21 protein-coding genes and 1 pseudogene are annotated in these 23041 nt (G+C 59.7%); 15 read left to right on the top strand and 7 right to left on the bottom strand.

Features of this window, described 5'->3' with window-relative positions:
• The first annotated feature begins 39 nt into the window (after positions 1-39).
• The 6 genes from ACP7EE_RS15415 (at position 40) to ACP7EE_RS15390 (ending at position 4271) form a co-directional block, all read left to right on the top strand.
• Complete coding sequence (locus tag ACP7EE_RS15415) at positions 40-636, top strand: septation protein A (RefSeq protein ID WP_420647920.1); 597 nt, start codon at positions 40-42, stop codon at positions 634-636.
• Between the two features lies 1 nt (position 637).
• A complete protein-coding gene (locus ACP7EE_RS15410; RefSeq protein WP_420647919.1) occupies positions 638-937 on the top strand; it encodes a YciI family protein in 300 nt (99 codons plus the stop codon).
• 256 nt (positions 938-1193) lie between these two features.
• On the top strand, positions 1194-1604 hold the full coding sequence (locus ACP7EE_RS15405) for a translation initiation factor 2 (protein WP_426235085.1): 411 nt from the start codon (positions 1194-1196) through the stop codon (positions 1602-1604).
• 7 nt (positions 1605-1611) lie between these two features.
• On the top strand, positions 1612-2289 hold the full coding sequence (locus tag ACP7EE_RS15400; protein WP_420647917.1) for a response regulator transcription factor: 678 nt from the start codon (positions 1612-1614) through the stop codon (positions 2287-2289).
• A gap of 125 nt (positions 2290-2414) precedes the next feature.
• Positions 2415-2864 carry a Spy/CpxP family protein refolding chaperone gene (locus tag ACP7EE_RS15395; RefSeq protein ID WP_426235084.1) on the top strand — a complete coding sequence of 150 codons (450 nt, stop codon included), beginning with the start codon at positions 2415-2417 and terminating at the stop codon, positions 2862-2864.
• A 66-nt stretch (positions 2865-2930) separates the two neighbouring features.
• Complete coding sequence (locus tag ACP7EE_RS15390; protein WP_426235083.1) at positions 2931-4271, top strand: ATP-binding protein; 1341 nt, start codon at positions 2931-2933, stop codon at positions 4269-4271.
• Between the two features lie 232 nt (positions 4272-4503).
• Here ACP7EE_RS15390 and ACP7EE_RS15385 read toward each other — a convergent pair whose 3' ends face one another.
• Positions 4504-5070, bottom strand: a complete 567-nt coding sequence (locus tag ACP7EE_RS15385) for a nitroreductase family protein (RefSeq protein WP_426235082.1) — start codon at positions 5068-5070, stop codon at positions 4504-4506.
• A gap of 121 nt (positions 5071-5191) precedes the next feature.
• Between ACP7EE_RS15385 and ACP7EE_RS15380 the strand changes: the two genes are divergently transcribed.
• Positions 5192-6646, top strand: a complete 1455-nt coding sequence (locus tag ACP7EE_RS15380) for a TrkH family potassium uptake protein (protein ID WP_420647913.1) — start codon at positions 5192-5194, stop codon at positions 6644-6646.
• Here ACP7EE_RS15380 and ACP7EE_RS15375 read toward each other — a convergent pair.
• Positions 6603-7664 (bottom strand): AraC family transcriptional regulator, encoded by a 1062-nt coding sequence (locus tag ACP7EE_RS15375; RefSeq protein ID WP_426204860.1) that lies wholly within the window; start codon positions 7662-7664, stop codon positions 6603-6605. The genes ACP7EE_RS15380 and ACP7EE_RS15375 overlap by 44 nt on opposite strands.
• Before the next feature lie 164 nt (positions 7665-7828).
• Between ACP7EE_RS15375 and ACP7EE_RS15370 the strand changes: the two genes are divergently transcribed.
• The gene (locus tag ACP7EE_RS15370; RefSeq protein WP_426235081.1) at positions 7829-8140 is read left to right on the top strand and encodes an Mpo1-like protein; all 312 of its coding nucleotides are present in this window, start codon (positions 7829-7831) and stop codon (positions 8138-8140) included.
• Positions 8141-8167: 27 nt separating this feature from the next.
• Entirely contained in the window at positions 8168-8758 is a 591-nt protein-coding gene (locus ACP7EE_RS15365; protein WP_426204858.1) for an HD domain-containing protein, read from the top strand.
• A 140-nt stretch (positions 8759-8898) separates the two neighbouring features.
• On the opposite strand, the gene ACP7EE_RS15360 is transcribed toward ACP7EE_RS15365, so the two are convergent.
• Positions 8899-9714 carry a UDP-2,3-diacylglucosamine diphosphatase gene (locus ACP7EE_RS15360; protein WP_426204856.1) on the bottom strand — a complete coding sequence of 272 codons (816 nt, stop codon included), beginning with the start codon at positions 9712-9714 and terminating at the stop codon, positions 8899-8901.
• A 227-nt stretch (positions 9715-9941) separates the two neighbouring features.
• Between ACP7EE_RS15360 and ACP7EE_RS15355 the strand changes: the two genes are divergently transcribed.
• Complete coding sequence (locus ACP7EE_RS15355; RefSeq protein WP_426204854.1) at positions 9942-10835, top strand: DMT family transporter; 894 nt, start codon at positions 9942-9944, stop codon at positions 10833-10835.
• On the opposite strand, the gene ACP7EE_RS15350 is transcribed toward ACP7EE_RS15355, so the two are convergent.
• A complete protein-coding gene (locus tag ACP7EE_RS15350) occupies positions 10829-11116 on the bottom strand; it encodes a SelT/SelW/SelH family protein (protein ID WP_426235080.1) in 288 nt (95 codons plus the stop codon). The genes ACP7EE_RS15355 and ACP7EE_RS15350 overlap by 7 nt on opposite strands.
• A 72-nt stretch (positions 11117-11188) precedes the next feature.
• Here ACP7EE_RS15350 and ACP7EE_RS15345 point away from each other — a divergent pair, with 72 nt between their 5' ends.
• Positions 11189-13378, top strand: a complete 2190-nt coding sequence (locus tag ACP7EE_RS15345; RefSeq protein WP_426235079.1) for a patatin-like phospholipase family protein — start codon at positions 11189-11191, stop codon at positions 13376-13378.
• A gap of 7 nt (positions 13379-13385) precedes the next feature.
• Here ACP7EE_RS15345 and ACP7EE_RS15340 read toward each other — a convergent pair whose 3' ends face one another.
• From ACP7EE_RS15340 to recQ, 3 genes are all read right to left on the bottom strand, one after another.
• Complete coding sequence (locus ACP7EE_RS15340) at positions 13386-15035, bottom strand: FimV/HubP family polar landmark protein (protein WP_426235078.1); 1650 nt, start codon at positions 15033-15035, stop codon at positions 13386-13388.
• A gap of 127 nt (positions 15036-15162) precedes the next feature.
• On the bottom strand, positions 15163-15597 hold the full coding sequence (locus ACP7EE_RS15335; RefSeq protein ID WP_420647904.1) for a MarR family transcriptional regulator: 435 nt from the start codon (positions 15595-15597) through the stop codon (positions 15163-15165).
• 152 nt (positions 15598-15749) lie between these two features.
• Complete coding sequence (gene recQ, locus ACP7EE_RS15330) at positions 15750-17879, bottom strand: DNA helicase RecQ (RefSeq protein ID WP_426235077.1); 2130 nt, start codon at positions 17877-17879, stop codon at positions 15750-15752.
• A gap of 276 nt (positions 17880-18155) precedes the next feature.
• Here recQ and ACP7EE_RS15325 point away from each other — a divergent pair, with 276 nt between their 5' ends.
• The 4 genes and pseudogenes from ACP7EE_RS15325 to ACP7EE_RS15310 form a co-directional block, all read left to right on the top strand.
• Entirely contained in the window at positions 18156-18743 is a 588-nt protein-coding gene (locus ACP7EE_RS15325; RefSeq protein ID WP_426204844.1) for a UPF0149 family protein, read from the top strand.
• A 10-nt stretch (positions 18744-18753) separates the two neighbouring features.
• Positions 18754-19149: a YbaN family protein gene (locus ACP7EE_RS15320; RefSeq protein ID WP_426235076.1), complete on the top strand. Its 396-nt coding sequence runs from the start codon at positions 18754-18756 to the stop codon at positions 19147-19149.
• Between the two features lie 134 nt (positions 19150-19283).
• Positions 19284-22301 carry an Ig-like domain-containing protein gene (locus ACP7EE_RS15315; protein ID WP_426235075.1) on the top strand — a complete coding sequence of 1006 codons (3018 nt, stop codon included), beginning with the start codon at positions 19284-19286 and terminating at the stop codon, positions 22299-22301.
• A gap of 410 nt (positions 22302-22711) precedes the next feature.
• A pseudogene (locus tag ACP7EE_RS15310) lies at positions 22712-22936 on the top strand (DUF6124 family protein); the annotation flags it as partial.
• Positions 22937-23041: the final 105 nt, after the last annotated feature.

The raw sequence follows: 23041 nt of genomic DNA, 5'->3' as shown, positions 1-23041 counted from the left end.
TTGTTATTATGCCGCCACATCCGGCATCTGGCTCTCACTGTGAAACAATTCATCGATTTCATCCCGCTTCTGCTGTTCTTCATCGTCTACAAACTCGATCCACGCACCGTCGATATCGCCGGGCATGAGTTGACTGTAGGCGGTATTTACAGCGCCACCGCGATGCTGATCATCAGCTCCCTGGTGGTGTATGGCGCCCTCTTCATCAAACAGCGCAAGCTGGAGAAGAGCCAGTGGCTGACCCTGATCGCCTGCCTCGTGTTCGGCAGCCTGACCCTGGCCTTCCACAGCGAAACGTTCCTCAAATGGAAAGCCCCGGTGGTCAACTGGCTGTTCGCCGTGGCCTTCATCGGCAGCCATTTCATCGGTGACCGCCTGTTGATCAAACGCATCATGGGCCACGCGCTGACCTTGCCGGATCCGGTCTGGACGCGCTTGAACATCGCCTGGATCGCGTTTTTCCTGTTCTGCGGCGCGGCCAACCTGTTTGTCGCCTTCACCTTCCAGAGCTACTGGGTCGACTTCAAGGTGTTCGGCAGCCTGGGCATGACCGTGCTGTTCCTGATCGCACAGGGTATTTACCTGTCGCGTCACCTGCATGACACCGATACCACAACGCCAAAAACCGAGGACTGACATGCTCTACGCAATCATTGCTACCGACGTCGCCAACTCTCTGGAAGCCCGACTGGCTGCCCGCCCTGCACACCTTGAGCGCCTGCAGGTACTCAAGGGTGAAGGCCGCATCGTCCTGGCCGGCCCGCACCCGGCGGTCGACAGCAATGATCCGGGCGCAGCGGGTTTCACCGGCAGCCTGATCGTCGCCGAGTTCGACTCACTCAGCGCCGCCCAGGCCTGGGCCGATGCCGATCCGTTTATCGCCGCGGGCGTCTACGCCAACGTCAGCGTCAAACCGTTCAAGCAAGTCCTGCCTTAACAAGTAGAGAACCTTGTGGCGAGGGAGCTTGCTCCCGCTGGGGCGCGGAGCGGCCCCGCTGTTCAACTCACGAAGCTGGAGACTGCTGCGCAGTCTAGCGGGAGCAAGCTCCCTCGCCACGGTTACCTATCCCCTCACGGTCGGCGAAATGGTTTCTGGCACTGAACCTTGATAGTTCTTGCTGCTCTCAATCGCTCATTATTCTCGTTTGCCTGCCGACAACCTGCCCAATATCCATTTGGAAACAGGTGTCGCGATGCGCAAGGGTCCGTTGTGTCTGATGTTGTTGACGTTGTCGATCGTGGCCCCCGCCCATGGCGAGGAAGGGACTGAGGGCGGCAACACGACGCCATTGTCGTTAAGTGCCGGCAGCCAGATCACCGAATTGCAGCAGCGCCTCAAGGCCAGCGAGCAGCAGCGCGAAGAACTGAGCAAACAATTGCAAAGTGCCGACAACGAACGCGAAAGCGCCCAGCTCGGCCGCTTGCGTCAGGAAAATCAACGTTTGAAGCTGCAACTCAAGGAAGCCCAGGCCAGTCCAATGCCGCGTCTGCTGACTGATCAGCAGCAATGGTTCGTCACTGGGGCCGGAGTTGCGCTATTGGCGCTGCTCTGCGGTATCTTTGCCAGTGGTGCAAGTCGAAAACGTCGACAATGGCTAAATTGAGTGAGTCATGAGCGAGCTGTTACTGATTGATGATGACCAGGAGTTGTGTGAACTCCTGAGTAGCTGGCTGAGCCAGGAAGGCTTCCAGGTGCGCGCCTGCCACGACGGCCAGAGCGCCCGCAAGGCACTGGCCGAAACCTCACCCGCCGCCGTGGTGCTGGACGTCATGCTGCCCGACGGCAGCGGTCTGGAACTGCTCAAGCAATTGCGCAGCGATCACGCCGACCTGCCGGTGCTGATGCTCTCGGCCCGTGGCGAACCGCTGGATCGCATCCTCGGTCTGGAACTGGGAGCCGACGACTACCTGGCCAAACCCTGCGATCCGCGCGAACTCACCGCCCGCCTGCGCGCCGTATTGCGCCGCAGTCATCCGACGGCCGTGACCACTCAGGTCGAACTCGGCGATCTGATGTTCAGCCCGGTGCGCGGCGTGGTCAGCATCGAGGAAAAGGAATTCACCCTCACCGTCTCCGAAAGCCGCCTGCTCGAAGCCCTGCTCAAGCAACCCGGCGAGCCGCTGGACAAACAGGAACTGGCGCAGATCGCCCTCGGCCGCAAGCTGACCCTGTACGACCGCAGCCTCGACATGCACGTCAGCAACCTGCGCAAAAAGATCGGCCCGCACCCCGACGGCCGCCCACGGATCGTGGCGCTGCGCAGCCGCGGCTACTATTACAGCCTGTAAGTTTTGTCAGGTCGGCACCAAAGCGTGTTTACCCAAGCTTTACACTGCGCTGACCGCCGCTGACCTTGATCTCCGTAATCTGAACTCATCCGGAACGTACCGGGAACGAGACAAGGAGATACACCATGCGCAAGACTCTTATCGCTCTGATGTTCGCTGCCGCTCTGCCAACCGTCGCCATGGCCATGCCCCAAGATGGCGGCCCGATGGGTGGCCCGCTCGACGGTCCGCGCCACGGCGGTCAGATGCACGGCATGCACGGCAAAGGCCCGTACAGCGAGCTTGACCTGTCCCGCGAACAGCGCGAGCAGATCCGCAAGATCATGGGCGAGCAGATGCACGAGCGTAAGCAGACGGTCGACAAGTACCTGGAAAAGCTCTCGCCAGCCGATCAGAAAGCTCTGAAAGACGAAATGGCCGCCAACCACAAGAAAGCCGAATCTGACGTACGTGCGGTACTGAAGCCGGATCAACAGAAGAAATTCGACGAGATCCAGAAGAAGAAAGCCGAACGCCGCGCCGAATGGGCCGAGTTCAAAGCCTGGAAAGCGCAACAGCCGCAAAAGGCGCAATAATGCTCTAGTGTCACGCCCAACCCAACGGCTCAGCGCCGTTGGGTTTTCTTTGCTTGAGGATTTTCTGTGCGTTCATTGTTCTGGCGTATCCTCGCCAGCTTCTGGCTGGCCATCGCTCTGGTTGCAGGGCTCTCCATTCTGCTCGGGCACATGCTCAATCAGGATGCGTGGATTCTCAGCCGCCATCCGGGCCTCAACACCCTGGCAGCCGACTGGACCCAGACCTATGAAGCCCAGGGCGAAGACGCCGCTCAGAACATCCTCGAACAGCGCAAACGCCAATACCACATCGACGTGCAAGTGCTAAACGAGAGCGGCGACCCGGTAGTGCGCGGCACCTTTCCACGCCGAGCGGCCGCCTTCGAAGCACGCCAGAACAACGATGACCGACGCCTGCCATGGCGGCGTCTGACCGACGAGTTCACCAGCGACAAAAGCGGCGACACTTACCTCTTTATCTACCGCATCCCCCATCCCGAACTCGACTCCTGGCATCGCGAAAGCCTGCTCTGGCCATTGAGTGCGCTGGGCATCGCGCTGGTGGTATTGACCCTGTTCAGTCTGCTGGTAACGCTATCCATCACCCGCCCGCTCAGCCGTTTGCGCGGTGCGGTGCATGACCTGGGGCAGACCACCTATCAACAAAACAGCCTGGCGCGACTGGCCAACCGGCGCGATGAGTTCGGCGTGCTGGCCAACGATTTCAACCGTATGGGCGCGCGCCTGCAAAGTCTGATCGGCAGTCAGCGCCAGTTGCTGCGTGACGTTTCCCACGAACTGCGTTCACCGCTGGCGCGATTGCGGATTGCCTTGGCGCTGGCCGAACGGGCCAATCCTGAAGAGCGCGAGAAACTCTGGCCACGCCTGACCCGCGAGTGTGATCGGCTGGAGGCGTTGATCAGTGAGATTCTGGTACTGGCACGGGTGGATGCCGACAATGCCAGCGCCGAAGATGTCGACTTGAATGCCTTGCTCGGCACGCTGCAAAAGGATGCGCAACTTGGCTCGCCGGAGCAGACCGTGCGGCTGGAGGTCGAGCCGCAACTGAACCTCAAAGGCTGGCCGACCATGATCGAGCGCGCGGTGGACAATCTGTTGCGCAATGCTCAGCGCTTCAATCCGGTCGGGCAGGCGATTGAATTGCAGGCTACACGTCAGGGCGAGCGGATTGTGGTGAGTGTGCGCGACCATGGGCCGGGGGTGCAGGCTGAGCATTTGAGCCAGTTGGGCGAGCCGTTTTATCGGGCGCCGGGACAGACTGCTGCCGGGCATGGTTTGGGGCTGGCGATTGCGCGGCGGGCGGCGGAGCGCCATGGCGGGAGTTTGCTGCTGGCGAATCATCCGCAGGGCGGGTTTGTGGCCAGTCTGGAGTTGCCGTTGGTGCCGGGGATTGTGGTGCAACCCTGAAGAGCCCCTCACCCCAGCCCTCTCCCGGAGGGAGAGGGGGCCGACCGAGGTGTCTGGCGACATCCATCGACCTGAATGACCGAGTCGATTATGGATTGGCCTAAGCACTTGAACCGCGTCAATTCCGGATTCGGCCAAGTCCTTTCAGGTCGGTGGACCTCTGAAGCATCCCCCAGTCAGTCCCCTCTCCCTCTGGGAGAGGGCTAGGGTGAGGGGTTTGCTTTTAACGCTTTCAGGCTTTACCAGGCCAGGCACTAACAAACTCCGCCAGATCAACCTTCTCTGCAACACGCGGCTCTTTCTGCGGCGTCCCCAGATACAGGAACGCAATCACTTCCTCACCCTCGACCAACCCCAAGCCTTGCGCCACGTGCTGCGAATAAGCCAGATCCCCAGTACGCCACACCGCACCAATCCCCTGCGCATACGCCGCCAGCAAGATCCCGTGCGCCGCACACCCGGCCGCCAGCAACTGCTCAGCCTTCGGGTACTTGATGTGATCCTGCAACTTCGCGATCACCACAACCACCAACGGTGCGCGCAGCGGCCCGTTACGCGCCTTGTCGATCACCGCCTCGGTCACTTCGCCGCCCTGCAATTTAGCCGCTTCAGCCAGCAACTCGCCCATCTGCTCACGTGCCGCGCCTTCGATAGTGAGGAAGCGATAAGGCTGCAAATGCCCGTGATCCGGTGCGCGCAACGCGGCGCCAAACAGGGCTTCGCGCTGTTCGGCAGTCGGGGCCGGATCGATCAGTCGTGGGACGGAAACACGGTTGAGCAAAGCGTCGAGAGCCTGCATCGGCCACCTCCTGGAAAAAATGTCCGACTATTCTAGCGGTATCTTCCACCGGGATGCCGGTTTACATGCCCTGCCCCACGGGTAGAATGGCGACCTTCCCACATCAGCCCGAGCGGACTTCATGGCGTTGCCGACCTTACGCATCATTGGTTTCATCATCGGCATCTTCCTGATCACCCTGGCCATCGCCATGGTCGTGCCCATGGCCACGCTGGTGATCTACGAGCGCACCGGCGATCTGCCGTCGTTCCTCTGGGCGAGCATGATCACCTTCGTCGCCGGCCTCGCGCTGGTGATTCCCGGACGCCCGGAACACATTCACCTGCGCCCGCGCGACATGTATCTGTTGACGGTCAGCAGTTGGCTGGTGGTGTGTATTTTCGCTGCGTTGCCGTTTCTGCTGACCCAGCACATCAGCTACACCGACTCGTTTTTCGAAAGCATGTCCGGGATTACGGCCACCGGCGCCACCGTGCTCAACGGTCTGGACAACATGTCGCCGGGCATTTTGATGTGGCGCTCGCTGCTGCACTGGATCGGCGGTATCGGCTTTATCGGCATGGCGGTTGCGATTTTGCCGCTGCTGCGAATCGGCGGCATGCGCCTGTTCCAGACCGAATCTTCCGACCGTTCGGAAAAGGTCATGCCGCGCTCGCACATGGTGGCGCGCCTGATCGTGGCGGCGTATGTCGGCATCACCATTCTCGGCAGCCTGGCCTTCTGGTGGGCCGGGATGAGTCCGTTCGATGCGATCAACCACGCGATGTCGGCAATTTCCACCGGCGGTTTCTCGACGTCCGACCAATCGCTCGCCAAGTGGACACAACCGGCGGTGCACTGGGTTGCAATCGTCATCATGATTCTCGGCAGCCTTCCCTTCACCCTGTACGTGGCCACGTTACGCGGCAACCGTCGGGCGCTGATCAAGGATCAGCAAGTGCAGGGCTTGCTGGGGATGTTGCTGGTGACCTGGCTGGTGCTCGGCACTTGGTATTGGTGGACCACACAGCTGCATTGGCTGGAAGCGTTGCGCCATGTGGCGCTGAACGTGACTTCGGTGGTCACCACTACAGGGTTCGCACTGGGGGACTACAGCCTGTGGGGCAATTTCTCGCTGATGCTGTTCTTCTATCTGGGTTTCGTCGGTGGCTGCTCCGGCTCGACGGCGGGCGGGATCAAGATTTTCCGCTTTCAGGTCGCCTACATCCTGCTCAAGGCCAACCTTAATCAGCTGATCCACCCGCGCGCGGTGATCAAGCAGAAATACAACGGTCACCGCCTCGACGAAGAAATCGTGCGTTCGATCCTGACGTTTTCGTTCTTCTTCGCCATCACCATCTGTGTGATCGCCCTGCTGCTGTCGCTGCTCGGGGTCGACTGGATGACGGCATTGACGGGCGCCGCCAGCACCGTGTCGGGCGTCGGCCCGGGTCTGGGCGAAACCATCGGCCCGGCCGGCAACTTTGCGACGCTGCCGGATGCGGCCAAGTGGATTCTGTCGTTCGGCATGCTGCTCGGCCGACTGGAGATCATTACGGTGTTCGTGCTGTGTATTCCGGCGTTCTGGCGTCACTGACAGCGTTCGACGTTTGCAGCAGTCGCGCCCGGTAATCGCCGGGCGTGGTGTCAAACCAGCGGCGGAAAGCGCGGAAGAAATTGCTCGGGTCAGCGAAGCCCAAGAGATAGGCAATTTCCAGCAGAGTCATGCTCGCCTGCGCGAGGTATTGCTCGGCCAGTTCACGGCGCGTGTCATCAAGCAACTGCTGAAAACTGGTGCCCTCCTCCTGCAAGCGACGCTGCAACGTGCGCTGGGACAAGTGCAGGGTTTGCGCCACCGTATCGCGCTTGGGCTCACCCTGTGGCAGCAAGCGGCACAGCACCTGGCGTGCCTTGTGCGTCACGCGACTTTCGGAAAACCGCGCCAGATATTCCCCGGCAAACCGGTCATGCAGCAGCGCCATCGCCTCATTGGCAGTCGGTAGCGGCGCTTCCATGTCGGCACGCTCGAAGATCAACGCGTCATACGCCGCGTTGAACACCAGCGGTGCATGAAAAGCTTGTCTGTAAGGTTCCAGATCATCCGGCTGATCGCCCTGCACCAACACTTTGCGCGGGTGCAGCGTGCGCCCGGTCAGCCAACCGCACAGGGCCAGCGCGCAGGCCAGCGAGGCTTCGCCACTTTGCCGGGTGGGTGGCAGATGGTCGCCATGCACCGTCAAAATCAGTGCATACCCTTCATCGAGCAGACGGAAACTCAGGTCAGCACTCTCTGCGATGATCCGCTGATAACGCACCAGCCGCTGAAAGCCTTCGGCCAGCGTGTTGCTCGACATCAGCGCATAACCAGCGACATGAAACGATGCCGGGCGCACCACTTTGCCCATATTCAGGCCGATAGCGGGATTGCCGGACAACTCGACTGCCCGTTGCCAGAGTCGGGTCATGGAATCTTGCGGGAAGCGCGCATCCGGATCATCCAGCGCCGCGTAGTCGAGCCCCAGTTGCCTGAACAGAACCCGGCAATCCAGACCGTCCATTTCCAGTGCTTTGACAATCCCCATCGCCCAGCTTGCAGAAGTCGTTCGTTCGCTCATGGCGTTTTTCTTTTAGAGAACGGGCCGCATGCCACGGCCTGATTTGCGAAGGATACTAAAGTGGCGCCGATTGTCACTGGCCGACGCCAATGATCACTCTAGACTCAAATAAGCTACCCGCCGAACATCTTGCCATCAGAACAATAACCACAGAGATCGCAGTCGTGGAAAACATCAAGCCGTTCAACAGCTTCGCCGAGTTCTATCCGTACTACCTCGGCGAGCACAACAACAGCACGTGCCGGCGCCTGCATTTCGTCGGCACCACACTGGTGATCTGCATTCTTGCGCTGAGCATCGCCAAAGGCGCCTGGCTGCTGTTGCTCGCCCTGCCGGTCGCCGGGTACACCTTTGCGTGGATCGGGCACTTCTTCTTCGAAAAAAACCGCCCGGCGACTTTTCAGCATCCGTGGTACAGCCTGCTCGGCGACTTCGTGATGTACCGCGACATGATCCTTGGCCGTGTGCCGTTCTGAATACGTTGTGTGCCCGGAGGATGGCCGATGAATGCCAATGCCCGCTTCACCCATATGCAGGACGGTACGCAAGAGGACTGGGCGATCATCGCCGCAGACTTCAGCGCCTACGCCCGCCAGTTGCCGGGGCGGATCCTCGCTCACCTGAAATTGCTCGAAGGCGATTTCGGCGGGTTCCCGGTGGATCGCCTGACCCACTCGCTGCAAACCGCGACCCGCGCCTTTCGCGATGGCCGCGACGAGGAGTACGTGGTCTGCGCGTTGCTGCATGACATTGGTGACACCCTCGGGTCCTACAATCATCCGGACATTGCGGCGGCGATTCTCAAGCCGTTCGTCAGTGCCGAGAATCTGTGGATGGTCGAGAAGCACGGAATTTTTCAGGGCTACTACTTCTTCCATCACTTGGGCATGGATCGGCACCTGCGCGAGCAGTTCAGTGAGCATCCGCAGTACCACGCGACGGTCGAGTTTTGCGCCAAGTACGATGCGGCGGCGTTTGATCCGGATTACGACACGTTGCCGATGAGTTTCTTCGAGCCGATGCTGGAAAGGCTGTTTGCCCAGCCGAAGAACTCCATCTACAAAGCGGCGATGGAAGAACACGCCCCGGCTTGACGTTGTCTGCACCGGCCTCATCGCTGGCAAGTCGAATCGTCGCACCGCAGCTCCCACAGGTTTCGTGTACACCGCGATCACTGTGGGAGCTGGCTTGCCAGCGATGAGGCCAGTAAAACCAACACAAATGTTTGCCTCTTCTAGGCCAGTTCGGCGACTTTTGCGGCCTTAAGCTCAGCCTCCCGCGCCTGCGCATCCGCCAGCCGATACAGCTCGATCGTGCCATCCCAATGCTCGATCAACGCGGTACACGACTCCACCCAATCACCACAATTGAGGTAATCCACCTCGCCGACCTTGCGAATCTCGGCATGGTGAATGTGCCCGCAGACCACGCCATGCAGTCCGCGCTTCACGCATTCATGGGCAATCGCTTCTTCGAAGTCGCTGATGAAACTAACCGCCGTCTTCACTTTGTGCTTGAGGTACGCCGACAGCGACCAATAACCGTAGCCGTAACGGGCGCGCCAGTGATTGAGCCAACGGTTGAGCGTCAGCGTGAACTCATAAGCCGAGTCGCCGAGAAACGCCAGCCAGCGGTGATAACGCGTGATCACATCAAACTGATCGCCGTGAATCACCAGCAAATGCCGGCCGTCTGCCGTGACATGCACCGCTTCATCGACCAGTTGAATATTGCCGAGGATCAACTTCGAATAACGCCGCAGAAATTCGTCATGGTTGCCGGTGACGTAGATCACCTCGGTGCCGCGCTTGCTCATGGTCAGCAAGCGGCGAATCACGTTGGTGTGCGCTTGCGGCCAGTACATGCCGCCGCGCAGTTTCCAGCCGTCGATGATGTCGCCAACCAGATAGACCTTATCGGCGTGATAGCCCTTGAGAAACTGCGACAGATGCTCGGCCTGACAATCTTTGGTGCCAAGGTGCACGTCGGAGATCCACAGGGTCCGCACGCGTTGTTTACGGCTGGGTCTGGCAAGCTCGGCGCTGGTCATGGGCGACCCTCTACGATGTTTTTGCCACTCTGCGCCCGGTGGGTTAATCGTCCATGACAACTGTGCGTCAGTCTCGTGACAACGCTTGAACAATTCACAGGACGACTTCAGGATGTCTCCTACACAAATGCGACACGGGGCTGACGACAACTGTCGGTAGTCTGCTGACAGACACATCAGGCAGAACACGATTCAATGGCGCAAATGTATTCGATCCAAGGACAGCAATGACTCCCCGTACCGCCCTCGGCGCCCTGCATATTGGCGCACTGATGTTCGGCCTGACCGGCGTATTCGGCAAACTCGCGGCCGCCTCGCCTGCGGTGATCGTGTTCGGCCGTGCCGCGTTTGCCGTGCTCGCACTGGCCTTTTTCGCGCGCTTCGCCAGTCAGCAGGGCTGGCAAAAACTTCAGGCTGTGGACTGGCGTCGATTGGCGTTGAGCGGCGTATTGCTGGCCGGGCACTGGGTGAGTTTTTTCATCGCGGTAAAAGTCGCCGGAGTCGCTATCGCTACGCTGGGTTTCGCCAGTTTCCCGGCCTTCACAGTGATTCTTGAAGGGCTGATCTTCCGCGAACGCATCCGCGCCAACGAGATTCTGTTGGTGGTGCTGGTGAGCGTCGGTCTGGTGCTGGTGACCCCGGCGTTCGATCTCGCCAGCGGCGCGACCACCGGGTTGCTCTGGGCGATTCTCTCTGGCCTGCTGTTTTCCCTCTTGTCACTGACCAACCGCGCCAGCTCCGGGCGCATTCCGGCGGTGCAGGCGGCGCTGTGTCAGAACGTGGTGGTGGCGCTGTGTCTGCTGCCGGTGGCGGCGCCGCAACTCAGCGAAGTGCGGGCCATTGACTGGCTGTGGATTGCCCTGCTCGGAGTATTCTGCACAGCCGTCGCGCACAGTCTGTTTGTCGCCAGCCTCGCGGTGATCAAGGCGCGCACCGCTGCGGTGGTGTTTGCCATGGAGCCGGTGTACGGCATCACCGTCGCCTGGCTGCTATTCGATGAAAACCCGACGCTGCGCATGTTGCTCGGTGGCGCGCTGATCATTGTCGCCATCGTGGTGTCGAGCCGGATGTCAGGCAGCGCCGACAAGAAAACCGTCGCCGCCGAAGCTGCCTCTCACTGAGTGCGGTCGTTGTGGCCGAGGTCACGCTCGGGATCGATCTGATCACGGACTCGCTGCTTGAGCACCTTGGCCTCGGGAAACCCGCCGTCGGCCTTGCGCTCCCAGATCTGCGTGCCGTCGCAGGTGATGTGAAACACGCCGCCGGTGCCCGGCACCAGTGACACTTTGCCGAGGTCATCGCCGAAGGTGCTGAGCAGCTCTTGCGCCAGCCATGCGGCGCGCAGTAGCCACTGGCACTGCGTGCAATAAGTAATGACGATTTCCGCTTTTGTTACGGTCATGATCGCTGAAACTCCTGATCCAGAGAGGCGCCGCTATAATAACCGGCTTTATCGCTCTGCCCGAGACTCACGATGCGCCGTCTGCTGATCTGCCTGCTGCTTGGTTTCCTTCCAATCTTCGTCCATGCCGCTGAAGTGCCGCGACCGAAAGTCGGCCTGGTGCTGTCCGGTGGCGCTGCCCGTGGGTTGGCGCACATTGGCGTGCTCAAAGCGCTCGAGGAGCAAGGCATCAAAATCGATGCGATTGCCGGCACCAGCATGGGCGCGGTGATTGGCGGGTTGTACGCCTCGGGTTACAAAATCGACGAGCTGGAAAAACTTGCCCTGAACATCGACTGGCAACAGGCGCTGTCCGACGCCCCGCCGCGCGGCGACGTACCGTTCCGGCGCAAGCAGGATGACCGCGACTTCCTGGTTAAACAGAAACTCAGCTTCCGCGACGACGGCAGTCTCGGCTTGCCGTTGGGAGTGATTCAGGGCCAGAACCTCGCGCTGCTGCTGGAGAGCTTATTGGCGCACACCAGCGACACGCGGGATTTCGACAAGCTGCCAATCCCGTTCCGCGCCGTGACCACCGACATCGCCAATGGCGAAAAAGTGGTGTTTCGCAAAGGTCATCTACCGCAAGTGATTCGCGCCAGCATGTCGATCCCGGCGGTGTTCGCCCCGGTCGAGCTCGATGGCCGATTGCTGGTGGACGGCGGCATGACCGACAACATCCCCCTCGACGTGGCGCGGGAAATGGGCGTCGACGTGGCCATCGTGGTCGACATCGGTACGCCGCTGCGCAACCGCAAGGAACTGGTCACCGTGGTTGACGTGCTGAATCAGTCGATCACTCTGATGACCCGGCGCAACTCCGAAGAACAACTGGCGACCCTGCACCCGAATGACGTGCTGATCCAGCCACCGCTGGCGAGCTTCGGTTCAACCGATTTCGGCCGTGGCCAGGAAATGATCGACGCCGGCTACCGTGCGACTAAAATCCTCGATGCGCGCCTCGCCCGTCTCAGACCCGCGCAGACTCAGGATGCCGAGCTCAACGCTGCCCGCGCCCCCGGTCAGCGCACGCCGATCATCACCGCGATCAAGGTCGAGAACGACTCGAAAGTCGGCGACGACGTGATCCGCTATTACATCCGCCAGCACATCGGCGAACCGCTGGACATGGGCCGCCTGCAATCGGACATGGGCACCTTGTACGGCCTCGATTACTTTGAGCAAGTGCAATACCGCGTGGCGCACAAAGGTGACAATCACACGCTGGTGATCACCGCGCGCGGCAAACGCAGCGGCACCGATTATCTGCGCGTCGGCCTGAACCTGTCGGACGATATGCGCGGTGACAGCGCCTTCAACCTGGGCGCCAGTTACCGGGTCAACGGTATCAACCGTCTTGGTGCCGAGTGGCTGACGCGGGCGCAGATCGGCGACAAACAAGAGTTGTACAGCGAGTTCTATCAGCCGCTGGATGTTGGCTCGCGTTACTTCGTCGCGCCCTACGCCGCGTTCGAAGCGCAGAACGTCGAGTCGGTGCTCGACAACGATCCGGTCGCCCAGTACCGCGTCGAGCGCTATGGTTTTGGTTTGAATGTCGGCCGGCAGATCGGCAATAGCGGTGAAGTGCGCTTCGGCGTCGGCGAGGCCTGGGGCAAGGCCGACGTGCGGATTGGCGATCAGGATCTGCCGAGCGAGAGCTTCACCGAAGGTTTCTACACGCTGAAGTACTCGTTCGACTCGCTGGACAACGTGTACTTCCCGCACGAAGGCGAAGACATCGGCCTGACCCTGACCCAGTTCGAACCAAGCCTGGGTTCGGATACACGCTACCGGCAATGGGAGTTCAAACTCGACAAAGCCATGAGTCGTGGGCCGGACACGCTGATCCTTGGCGGGCGCTATGGCCGCACCCTGGATGATGCCAACGTGGTGACTTCAAGCTTTCTGCTGGGTGGCGCGCGGCAGTTGTCCGGGTTTCGCGAGGATGCGATTTCCGGGCAGAACGTCAGCCTGATGCGCGCGGTGTATTACCGTCGCCTGACGCCGCGCTCGTATCTGCCACTGGACTTCCCGCTGTATGCAGGTGCTTCGCTGGAGCGCGGTCGAGCGTGGAACAACGACAATGAATTCGACAGCGGCTACATCAATGCAGCCAGTGTATTCATTGGGTTTGATACACCGCTGGGGCCGCTGAATTTCAGCTACGGCTTGAATGACGCGGATGAGCAAGCGGTTTATCTGAATCTGGGCCAGACCTTCTGACCCGGATTCAACGAATCCCCGCCAACAACGTCCGCGCCGTTTGTCTGAGCGGCTCGTCGGCCTCCTTGAGCAATTCGTTGAGCAAGGCAATCGCGCTGTCGAGGTCGCCGTCGTCAATGCAGGTCTGCGCTTGTTCGAGTTTCCCGGCGCTGGCGACTTGCACAGGTTCTGCCGGTTGCAGCTCGAGGGGTTCGAGTTCAAGTGACTGATCGGGATCGCCAAATGCATCAAGAAATTCGTCGTCGAGCGACTTATCGGTAGCCGAAAGACCGTCATCCAGGTCCCAACTGGAATCGATCGACAGATCTTCCAGATTCAATTCGAAGTCGTCCTCGGCAGCCAGGGGCGCGGGCTCGGCAGGAATAACCGGCGCAGCGGAAACAAAGGGTAACACCGGTATCAACGCCGCAGCACTGACCAGTTTCGGGTGGCGCGCGCGGATGTCTCGCAATTGCTGCTGATCAACCCCGAGTTCTCGCAGATGGTTTTCCTGCTCGTCATAAGCGGGTGTATCGCCCTGACGCCCCAGCACTTCGAGTAATTGCAAGCCAAGGTCGATGCGCTGCGGTTCTTTGTGCAAGGCATCGCGCAGCAGACCGACCGCTTCGCCAAGCCGTCCATAGGCCATATAAATGCCCACTGCCTCAAGAACATCGCCAGCTACCGGTTCGTCGCGCTGCTCGTCGCGATGACTCGCAGTCATCGCCTGCCCCGGCTCAGCGTCTTCAACTTCAGGCTCATTGCGCAGCGGTAACGGTGGTGGCGCGTCCGAGCCAAAGGTCTGTTGCCGCCGACGCCGTACAAACAGCCCCGCTCCCAGCAACGCCAACACCACCAACAAGCCACCCAGTAGCGGCCAGTTCAAAGCGTCTTCCTCAGCCTGGGCAGGTGCAGTCACCGGAGTCGGTGTCGGCGCTGCAACGACCGGTGCTGGCGGCGTTTGTTGCACCTCAGCCAATCTCACCTGCAAATCACTGATCTGTTTTTTGCCATCGGCGATCAGAATGTCCTGTGCCTGAAGCTTCAAGTTCAGCTCATCGACAGTCTTTTGCAGTTGCTGATTCAGCAGCACGCTGGCCGCCAGTTGCTCGGCCAACGGATCATTGGCCGGCGTGGTGGGCGGTTGCTGCACGGGTACGGACGCGCGCTTGGCCAGCTCGACCGGAGACAGCGCATCAGGGACGGGAAATCCGGATGATTGCGGCCGCGCATCCGGCTCGTCGGTAGCCGGTACGATGCCCGGTGTACCCGGTGGATCGATCAGCACCGTGTACTCGCGCAGCAGACGGCCGTTGGGCTGATTGAGCTGCACCAGAAAATTCAGGAAAGGTTCGTTGACCGGTTTGCTCGAGGTCACGCGGATCATTGCGCGGTTGCCGCGCAGGATCGGGGTGAATTTGAGGCCATTGAGGAAAAACACCCGCTCGATCCCGGCCTGAGCGAATTCGTCGGCCGTCGCCAGACTGACCGACAGCTCGCTCTCGCTCAGCCCTCCGGCATCCAGCAGCGCGATGTCAGCTTTGAGCGGTTGATTGAGCGCCGAGTGCACGGTGATGTCACCGAGCCCCAGCGCCCATGACGCGTTGGACCAGACAAGTACACCGGCCAGCAACAACGAATTGGCGCAACGCAGTACAACGTGCCGACTTTCGAGCATGAGCATCCCTTTTATAAGCAAAACCGACTTCTATGCGTTCGCACATCCGGTACGAACACGATATTGCCCAGTAGTTCTTATAGTCGGCCCAGCGCGATCTCTCAAAAAACCAGCGTGCGGTTATGCCTCAAGATTTTTCCAGATTGCCCAGAATGTGCCCGTGAACACGCATGCAGACCTTTAAATCCGCCTCGTCCACGCCATCGAACAATTCGTGGCGCAGTTGCGTGGCAATGGTTTCGATCTGTTCGATCAGGGGTAGAGCCGGGGCGCACAAGACGATTTTTTTCGCCCGACGGTCTTCCACAACAGACTGGCGCTGCACCAGGCCCTGGCCTTCCAGACTGTCGAGCAACCGCGCGAGGGTCGGCCCTTCAACACCGACGCTCTGCGCCAGTTCACGTTGAGTCGGGGCTTCTGCGAAGCGTGCCAGATGCAGCAGCACCAGCCAGCGCGCCTGGGACAAGCCCAGCCCGGCCAGACGGCGGTCCAGTTCGGCACGCCAGCCGCGTGACATCTGGGCCAGTTGCATGCCAAAACGGTGTTGATCGGTTAACGGCATAAAACACTCGTGATTAGACTGACAAATAGAGAAAAACTAATTATTAGTCAGCTAAGCATGACATTTGGCTATAGGCAAGAGCCGTTCCGTACTGAATCGTTACATCGGTATAACGTTGGCAGAAACGCCGTCTCGCATCGTTTACATCTCGCTCACATTTCAAATTCGGATTGCAACGCAGCCCGCACGCAGTACAGGACGCCTTCCGGCACACGACCGGCGAACAGCGCTGCGATCTCGGCGACCGGCGGCAGTTCGCCTTCGCCATCGAGAAACGCGTCCTGAACCTCGCCCATCAAGTCTTCCGGCAGATCCAGCGCCTGCTCCAGCGACAACTGCTGCTTGCCAATCGCCTCGGCGAGCATGGTGTAGACGTTCTTCTCCGAACACTGCAATTGCCCGGCGATCTGCACCGGCGTCATGCCGGCACGGGCCAGGGTGATCAGCTCGTGGCGCACATCGGCCACAACCTTCGGCGCCTCGGCCTGACCGCCAAGCACTTCGAGGAAAGCGTCGCCGTAACGCTCAAGCTTGCGCGCGCCGACGCCGCTGACGCGGCCCATTTCCGCCAGCGAGGTCGGCTGGCTGCGGAGCATTTCCAGCAGTGTCGAATCGGGGAAGATGACGTACGGCGGCACGCCGTGTTCTTCCGCCAGTTTGCGCCGCAGTGCGCGCAGGGCTTCCCACTGCTCGCGCTCTTCGCCGCGCACCAGTTGACTGGCCGGGCTCTTGCTGGCGCTTTTGGCGGTGGTCTGCGCCTTGAGGTCGCGACGCAACTCAAGAGTCACTTCGCCCTTGAGCAACGGCCGACAGGTGTCGCTCAGACGCAATCCGCCGTAGCCTTCGTGGTCGACATCCGCCAGACCACGCGCGACCAACTGGCGGAACAGCGAGCGCCATTCGCTCTCGCCCAGCGCCTTGCCGACACCGTAGACCGACAGATGCTGATGGCCGAAGCTGCGGACTTTTTCGTTGTCCTTGCCCAGCAACACGTCCACCAGATGACCGACGCCATAGCGCTGACCGGTACGGAAAATCGCCGACAACGCCTGACGCGCGGGCTCGGTGGCATCCCAGGTCTGCACGCCGTCGACGCAGTTGTCGCAGTGGCCGCACGGCTCGGGCATGTCTTCGTCGAAATACGCCAACAGCGTCTGACGCCGGCAGCGGGTTTCTTCGCAGAGCGAGAGCATGGCGTCGAGCTTGTGTTGCTCCAGACGCTTGTGACGCTCGTCGCCTTCGGAGTTCTGCAGCAATTGCTTGAGCATCACCACGTCTTGCAGGCCGTAAGCCATCCACGCGTCCGCCGGCAGACCGTCACGGCCGCCGCGTCCTGTTTCCTGGTAATAGGCTTCAAGAGATTTCGGCAGATCGAGGTGCGCGACGAAGCGCACGTTGGGTTTGTCGATGCCCATGCCGAACGCCACGGTAGCGACCATGATCAGGCCTTCCTCGTTGAGGAAGCGCTTCTGATTGAACGCGCGCAGCTCGTTGGGCAGACCGGCGTGATACGGCAGCGCCGGGAAACCCTGCTCGCTGAGGAACGTCGCGACTTCTTCGACCTTCTTGCGCGACAGGCAATAAACGATGCCGGCATCGCTGCGCCGCTCGGCGAGGAACGCCAGCAACTGCTTGCGCGGCTGCTCCTTGGGCACGATGCGGTAAAAAATGTTTGGCCGGTCAAAGCTCGACAGAAAACGCTCGGCGTTCTGCAAGTGCAGGCGCTCGACGATTTCTTCGCGGGTACGTTTGTCCGCCGTGGCAGTCAGCGCGATGCGCGGCACATTCGGGAACAGTTCAGCGAGTTGGCCGAGTTGCAGGTACTCGCGACGGAAGTCGTGGCCCCATTGCGACACGCAATGCGCTTCGTCGATGGCGAACAGGGCGATTTCCAGGCTCTGCAAAAACGCCAGCATGCGCGGCTGCACCAGACGCTCGGGCGCCAGATAGAGCATTTTCACTTCGCCACGCTTGATGCGGTTGGCAAGATCGCGCTGCTGTTCGGCGCTCAGCGTGGAGTTCAAAGCAGCAGCGGCCACGCCCAACTCTTCAAGAGTGGCGACCTGATCGTCCATCAACGCGATCAGCGGCGAAACCACTACCGCCAAGCCTTCGCGCAGCAGCGCCGGGACCTGGAAGCACAACGATTTGCCACCGCCGGTCGGCATCAGCACGAGGGCGTCACCGCCACTGGCCACGCGCTCAATGATTGCACCCTGGCGACCACGGAAACTGTCGTAGCCGAAGATGTCCTTGAGGACGCGTTGAGCCTGTTCGAGCATAAAAACTCCAAAAATCTACCGAAACATCCCTGCACAGGCTGGTTCAAGGCAGCCAACGCTGCTTAAACAAAACGTAAGGGCGCATTGCACGGCGCCGTTCGTCTCAGCCGCGATGCCGGCAGGGATCGCAAAGCGCGGCAGTATACCCGAGCCCTCCCCCGCAGAGGGCGCCGCCGAGAAGAAGCTTGTGCGGGCAAATCTGCCGCGCGGCTGGCTTGAGCGCTCAAGAAGGCCTAGAATTCGCGCATTGTTTATTATTCCCAAGGTAACCCCTCAATGTCCTTCGCTGAGCAACTGACCCGCCTGCAAGTCTTCCTCGACGCCGACGAACTGCATGACGAGGCGCTGGACTACGTGGCCGCCCACGGTTACCTGACCGCGCTGTCGATCTGTTCCGAAGAGGTTCCGGAGCGCGAGTGGATCGACGCGCTGTTCTCCGAAGAGCCGCGTTACAGCAGCGAAGCCGAGCGCGCCGAGATCGAAGCCACATTGATCGGCCTCAAGGCGCACATCGCCCGCCAACTGGCGTCCGACGAAGAATTCGAGCTGCCATGCGAGCTGGATCTGGGCGACGACCCGGACGATTCCGAACTGCGCGGCTGGTGCATCGGCTTCATGGAAGGCGTGTTCCTGCGTGAAGCGGCCTGGTTCGAAACCGCCGAAGAAGAAGTCAGCGAAATGCTTCTGCCGATCATGGTTGGTTCGGGCCTGTTCGACGAACAGCCAGAGTTCGAAGACATCGCCAAAGACGCCAACCTGATGGACGACATGATCGTGCAGATCCCGGAAGCCCTGACCGCGCTGTACCTGCTGTGCAACGCGCCAGACGAAAAACCGGCGATCCTCAAGCCACGTCACCACTAAGATCCGGCCTATGGACAACCCCATAGGCAACCGCCCCCTGATGTTGCGCTACTTGCTGCTGGCCATCGGCTGGCTCAGCGTGGCATTGGGGGTGATCGGAATTTTCCTGCCTGTCCTCCCCACCACCCCCTTCCTGTTACTCGCGGCGGCCTGCTTCGCCCGCAGTTCCCCACGTTTCTATCAATGGCTGGTCGAGCACCCACGGCTCGGGCCATGGATCCGCGATTACCTCGACGGCAACGGCATTCCACTCAAGGGCAAGGTCTACGCGATCGGGCTGATGTGGGTGAGCATTCTGTTCTCGTGTTACCTGGTGCCGCTGATGTGGGCGCGCGGGTTCATGTTGACCAGTGCGGTGTTGGTGACCGTTTACATCCTTCGGCAGAAGACTTTGCGTAAGTCCTGACACAACCGCTTGTCTGAAACCCGCGTTCACCTGTCAGATCTGACAGTAGGCAGACGATCAGAGCAGCGCTCTAATCCTTCGTCAACGGTGCCGGCGTTCAGAGATTCGTGCACCTCTTATGAAGGTGCGTTTTTATGAACAGTCCTCCGTCAGTGTCCGGCACTCCTTCCAATACAGTCGTTGTGTTTCCACTTGACCGCAGCGCTATCGGTGTACTCGTCGTACCCCCGCCCTATCCGGTTGGATACAAGCCTCAGCCGGATGGCAGCCTGGGGATCAACCGCAACATGGTGCATGACGACCGCGATGGTTTGCTGATCTACCTCCTCGCCTATCTGAACATGGCCGTCGGCGACTTCATCCGAGTCTACATCGAAACGAAAAACGCACCGGTGGTGGAGTTTTCGATTACCGACGCGCATTTCGACAGCAACGGGATCGCCAAAGATATCCCGTTCCATATCCCCGCCGACGACATGCACGACAAGTTTGCGCCCCTGCTATCGGAAAAGAAGGATATCTGGGTCGAGGTCCGTCGTATCAGCGACAACTCTACAGAAGACTCTCCACATGCTCTGCTGTTCTACAAACACCCGGTCCCGGGCGAGCCAGACACGGACGGTGGCAAGCCATTCAATCAGGGCCTCAAATTACCTGTCGCCTCGGAGAGTCTCATCGATCAGACCGTGATCGACGACGGGATGTTTGTGACCATACCGGCGTACTTCAATCAACAGATCGGCGACACCGTGGTGCTTGCTTTCGGCTCGCTGCTGCTGGAAATCGAAGTCACCGCACTGGGCGATGTCCGGTTCGAACTGACGCCGGAAATGCTCGCCACGCTAAAGCCCACCAACACAATCATCGCGCGCTGGGAAGTCTTCGATGTCGTTGAGAATTCCAGTGGCTGGTCGGACTCTCTCGTAATTGTGTTCAAGCCCGGCATTGTGTTGCTGGCTCCACCGATTTTCGAACAGGCCGATATCAATAACGTGGTGCACCACGATTGGCTCGCGGGCGCCAGCATGTCGATATTGATCACAGGGGTTTTCGCGATTGGCGACGTGGTGGTGCTTTTACTTGAGGGTGTCACCGAAGGAGGAGACACCGTTAGCCATAGCTACTCGATACCGGTGGCGGCCGCCACTCGCTCGCTGAGGGTAGATGTCGAAAACTATCGTGTGCAAAACGTCATCAGGGGAAGTTTACGAGCCACATATACGCAGAACAGAGCGGGAAAAATTCAACAGTCGAAACCCGCCGATGCCATAGTCGCGGGCGGAGCTTTCAAGTTGGGCCAGCCAACTGTCACACCACTGGAGAACAACGACACCGTACCCGTGGATACCGTCGAGGTCACGGTGCAGTTCCCGGAGTATTGGCCGCTGAAGCCAGGAGCGATAGTCGAACTGCTCTGGCAAACTGTCGACGATGAAGGTATTCGGGTCCTGATCATTCTTCAACAGATCGTCACTGACCCTACGCAGCCGGTCGTGTTCAAGATACCCGCCAAATACATTGGTCGTTTTCCCGGCTCCGCGCTGACAGTGCAGTGTGCGGTTACCAACCCCGGCGAGGTCCGCGTTGTATCCGAACCGCTGCCGTTGAAGATCGGTGACGAAAAGGCCATCGTGCTTGACCCGCCGACGCTGGTGGGCGCTCCTGCACCGATTGATCCATTGGCCGGCGCACGGACCATGCGGGTTGAATTTGCTGCCAAAATAACGGGCGACCAAGCAAGACTGGTACACGTGAAAGCGCCTGTCGGCTCCGCCCCGTTTGCGCTTGAGGTTTTGAATCAGAACAACCGAGCCAACTGGTCGCTCGATAGCACCTTTCTGGTCGCAAATAATGGCAAAACAGTTCGGCTTCGCTGGAACCTGAGACGCAAAAACCAGAAGGTTGCCTCATCGCGAGGCGTAGACCTGGAGATCATGCCGATCGCGCCCGCCGACGCCCGACTTCCGATGGTCAAAATCAGCGGCGTCGAAGGGGTTGTCGACGTCCAGAAGTTGACCGCGGCAAATAGACTGGTTGCTGATGCGTGGATAGGTCAGCGCGAAGGACAGGCTCGACATCTGCAACTGATCGGAACTGCAAACAACGGAAAAGAAACAATTTTCGATGTATTTAAAGGCGAGCCGACTGGTGAGGAAAAAGGTCTGGATGCGCCCGTGCCGATCCCTTGGTTTCGGACGCTGAAAGATAACTCCACGGTGCATCTTGCTTTGCATGTGAACGTAGACGGTTCCACCAGCCGGGAAACCGCCTTGAAGTTTCCCCCGAACTCGTACCTTGTCGATACGCTGGATGAAAAGCAGCCAGTCGTCACGAAAGTGCTCGACGCTCAGGGTCGTGAAATACCCCAAAACTCAGAAACCATAACGACTACCGTTAGAGTTCATGTCAATGGCACACCTGATAAGAGGATCAAACTCCTGCTGAACGGAGCGCTGCAAACCACCGTGACCACCGATAAAGCAGGGAACGCGTCAGCTAACGTTTCGGCGGGCAGCTTCGATGCCTATAACCACCTCATCGCCCAAGCGGAGTACGGCCAGAACCTTTCGTCCCCACCCCGAAGCTGGCTCCTTCGTCGCGCCCTGCAAATCGACACCACGCGCAGACTCCTAAAGGGCTACAGGGTATACACAGGCTGGGCGGAAACCGGCGCAAAATGGATTGATAACTGGCTGCAACTTAGCCCATCTTTCGGCGTAGGTAGGCGCACCTTTACCTCCAGCAATCCGTCCGTGGTCTCCGTTGATGCCAACGGGGTGGTAACCGGGTTGCGTTGTGGAGCTGCTTACATTTATGTTCAAGACCAGTTCAGCAGCTTTGCGATCTATGTAGACTCAATCAATATCTTCACATTGGCCATCCTTCCGCCTGGCATGACCCATGCGCAAAGCGTGCAGTGGCTCAAGAGCGTTCCCGGCTCAATTCCCCTGACTCACGTCTTTGGCTACATGCGCGTAGTTTATGGTCCCGAGCAAAACTGGCCATTGGCAGCCGGTTGGACGTCATGGATGTGCGACGACACCGCGTGCCCTCCGAATCACGTTGGTTTTTACGTTTGGAAGGGTGGCGGTCACTTGTGTACTCAGAACGTGAATAACCATTATTGGCCGTGGTGTCTAAGACCTCATTGATCACAGGGGTCATGTAGCATGATATGAGACCCGCGTTCTCCCTCAATCGGCAGCGCGGGTTTTGTCGTTTAAGATCAATCCGTAGCGCTTGTTGAATAGTGTTTAAGGCCATGTCCGCAAAGCCACACGGCCTTGCGCCTTTGCCTACACGTACGCCAGATTCGGCTGCCTTGTGCGCCTTGAGGGCGGGGCTTATCGTTTCCGGGTCGCTGACGAATCAGCGATCGGGTCTCGCAGCCCGCGATCTCTGGACGCACAACACCTCCATTGTTATGGCGGCTGTACGTGGGAGACCTTCGGGTCTGCCGGTTCTAGAGTCCCGGTCTGCGACCCGCGTATGGCTGCCACCCTTTCGTATCGCAGCGAATGTGGCAGCTCCATGACCCTGGAGATTTCACCTTGATCAAACCAACACCATCTACAAAATCGCCCCCGGCATCGACAGCGAAGAATTGCTGGCCAACGCTTGCGAAACCCTGACCTCGGCCAAGGTCATGGCCAATGATTTCGCGGGGATGCTCGACGCGTCGCAGCGGCATGTGCTGCTGGGGATTGCGCAGTTGATCATGCTCGGGGAATTGGTGGTGAATCGGGTGCTGGATAATCTGGAGTTGAAGGCTGACACAGCCCCGTAGGCTGACGAGCTGTTGTGGCGAGGGAGCTTGCTCCCGCTCGAGTGCGCAGCGCTCGCAATACTTTTTTGGGGCTGCTTCGCAACCCAGCGGGAGCAAGCTCCCTCG

The organism is Pseudomonas sp. TWP3-2 (assembly GCF_049897765.1).
Taxonomy (GTDB): domain Bacteria; phylum Pseudomonadota; class Gammaproteobacteria; order Pseudomonadales; family Pseudomonadaceae; genus Aquipseudomonas.
Note: the sequence above shows the minus strand (reverse complement) of the source record. Positions and strands in the feature narration are given on the sequence as shown.

Coding starts and splice junctions, on each gene's coding strand:
- ACP7EE_RS15410 (WP_420647919.1), top strand. CDS start 638: ATGCTCTACGCAATCATTGCTACCGACGTCGCCAACTCTCTGGAAGCC.
- ACP7EE_RS15405 (WP_426235085.1), top strand. CDS start 1,194: ATGCGCAAGGGTCCGTTGTGTCTGATGTTGTTGACGTTGTCGATCGTG.
- ACP7EE_RS15400 (WP_420647917.1), top strand. CDS start 1,612: ATGAGCGAGCTGTTACTGATTGATGATGACCAGGAGTTGTGTGAACTC.
- ACP7EE_RS15395 (WP_426235084.1), top strand. CDS start 2,415: ATGCGCAAGACTCTTATCGCTCTGATGTTCGCTGCCGCTCTGCCAACC.
- ACP7EE_RS15385 (WP_426235082.1), bottom strand. CDS start 5,070: ATGCAGGCTCTCGACGCTTTGCTCAACCGTGTTTCCGTCCCACGACTG.
- ACP7EE_RS15380 (WP_420647913.1), top strand. CDS start 5,192: ATGGCGTTGCCGACCTTACGCATCATTGGTTTCATCATCGGCATCTTC.
- ACP7EE_RS15375 (WP_426204860.1), bottom strand. CDS start 7,664: ATGAGCGAACGAACGACTTCTGCAAGCTGGGCGATGGGGATTGTCAAA.
- ACP7EE_RS15365 (WP_426204858.1), top strand. CDS start 8,168: ATGAATGCCAATGCCCGCTTCACCCATATGCAGGACGGTACGCAAGAG.
- ACP7EE_RS15360 (WP_426204856.1), bottom strand. CDS start 9,714: ATGACCAGCGCCGAGCTTGCCAGACCCAGCCGTAAACAACGCGTGCGG.
- ACP7EE_RS15355 (WP_426204854.1), top strand. CDS start 9,942: ATGACTCCCCGTACCGCCCTCGGCGCCCTGCATATTGGCGCACTGATG.
- ACP7EE_RS15350 (WP_426235080.1), bottom strand. CDS start 11,116: ATGACCGTAACAAAAGCGGAAATCGTCATTACTTATTGCACGCAGTGC.
- ACP7EE_RS15345 (WP_426235079.1), top strand. CDS start 11,189: ATGCGCCGTCTGCTGATCTGCCTGCTGCTTGGTTTCCTTCCAATCTTC.
- ACP7EE_RS15340 (WP_426235078.1), bottom strand. CDS start 15,035: ATGCTCGAAAGTCGGCACGTTGTACTGCGTTGCGCCAATTCGTTGTTG.
- ACP7EE_RS15335 (WP_420647904.1), bottom strand. CDS start 15,597: ATGCCGTTAACCGATCAACACCGTTTTGGCATGCAACTGGCCCAGATG.
- recQ (WP_426235077.1), bottom strand. CDS start 17,879: ATGCTCGAACAGGCTCAACGCGTCCTCAAGGACATCTTCGGCTACGAC.
- ACP7EE_RS15325 (WP_426204844.1), top strand. CDS start 18,156: ATGTCCTTCGCTGAGCAACTGACCCGCCTGCAAGTCTTCCTCGACGCC.
- ACP7EE_RS15320 (WP_426235076.1), top strand. CDS start 18,754: ATGGACAACCCCATAGGCAACCGCCCCCTGATGTTGCGCTACTTGCTG.
- ACP7EE_RS15315 (WP_426235075.1), top strand. CDS start 19,284: ATGAACAGTCCTCCGTCAGTGTCCGGCACTCCTTCCAATACAGTCGTT.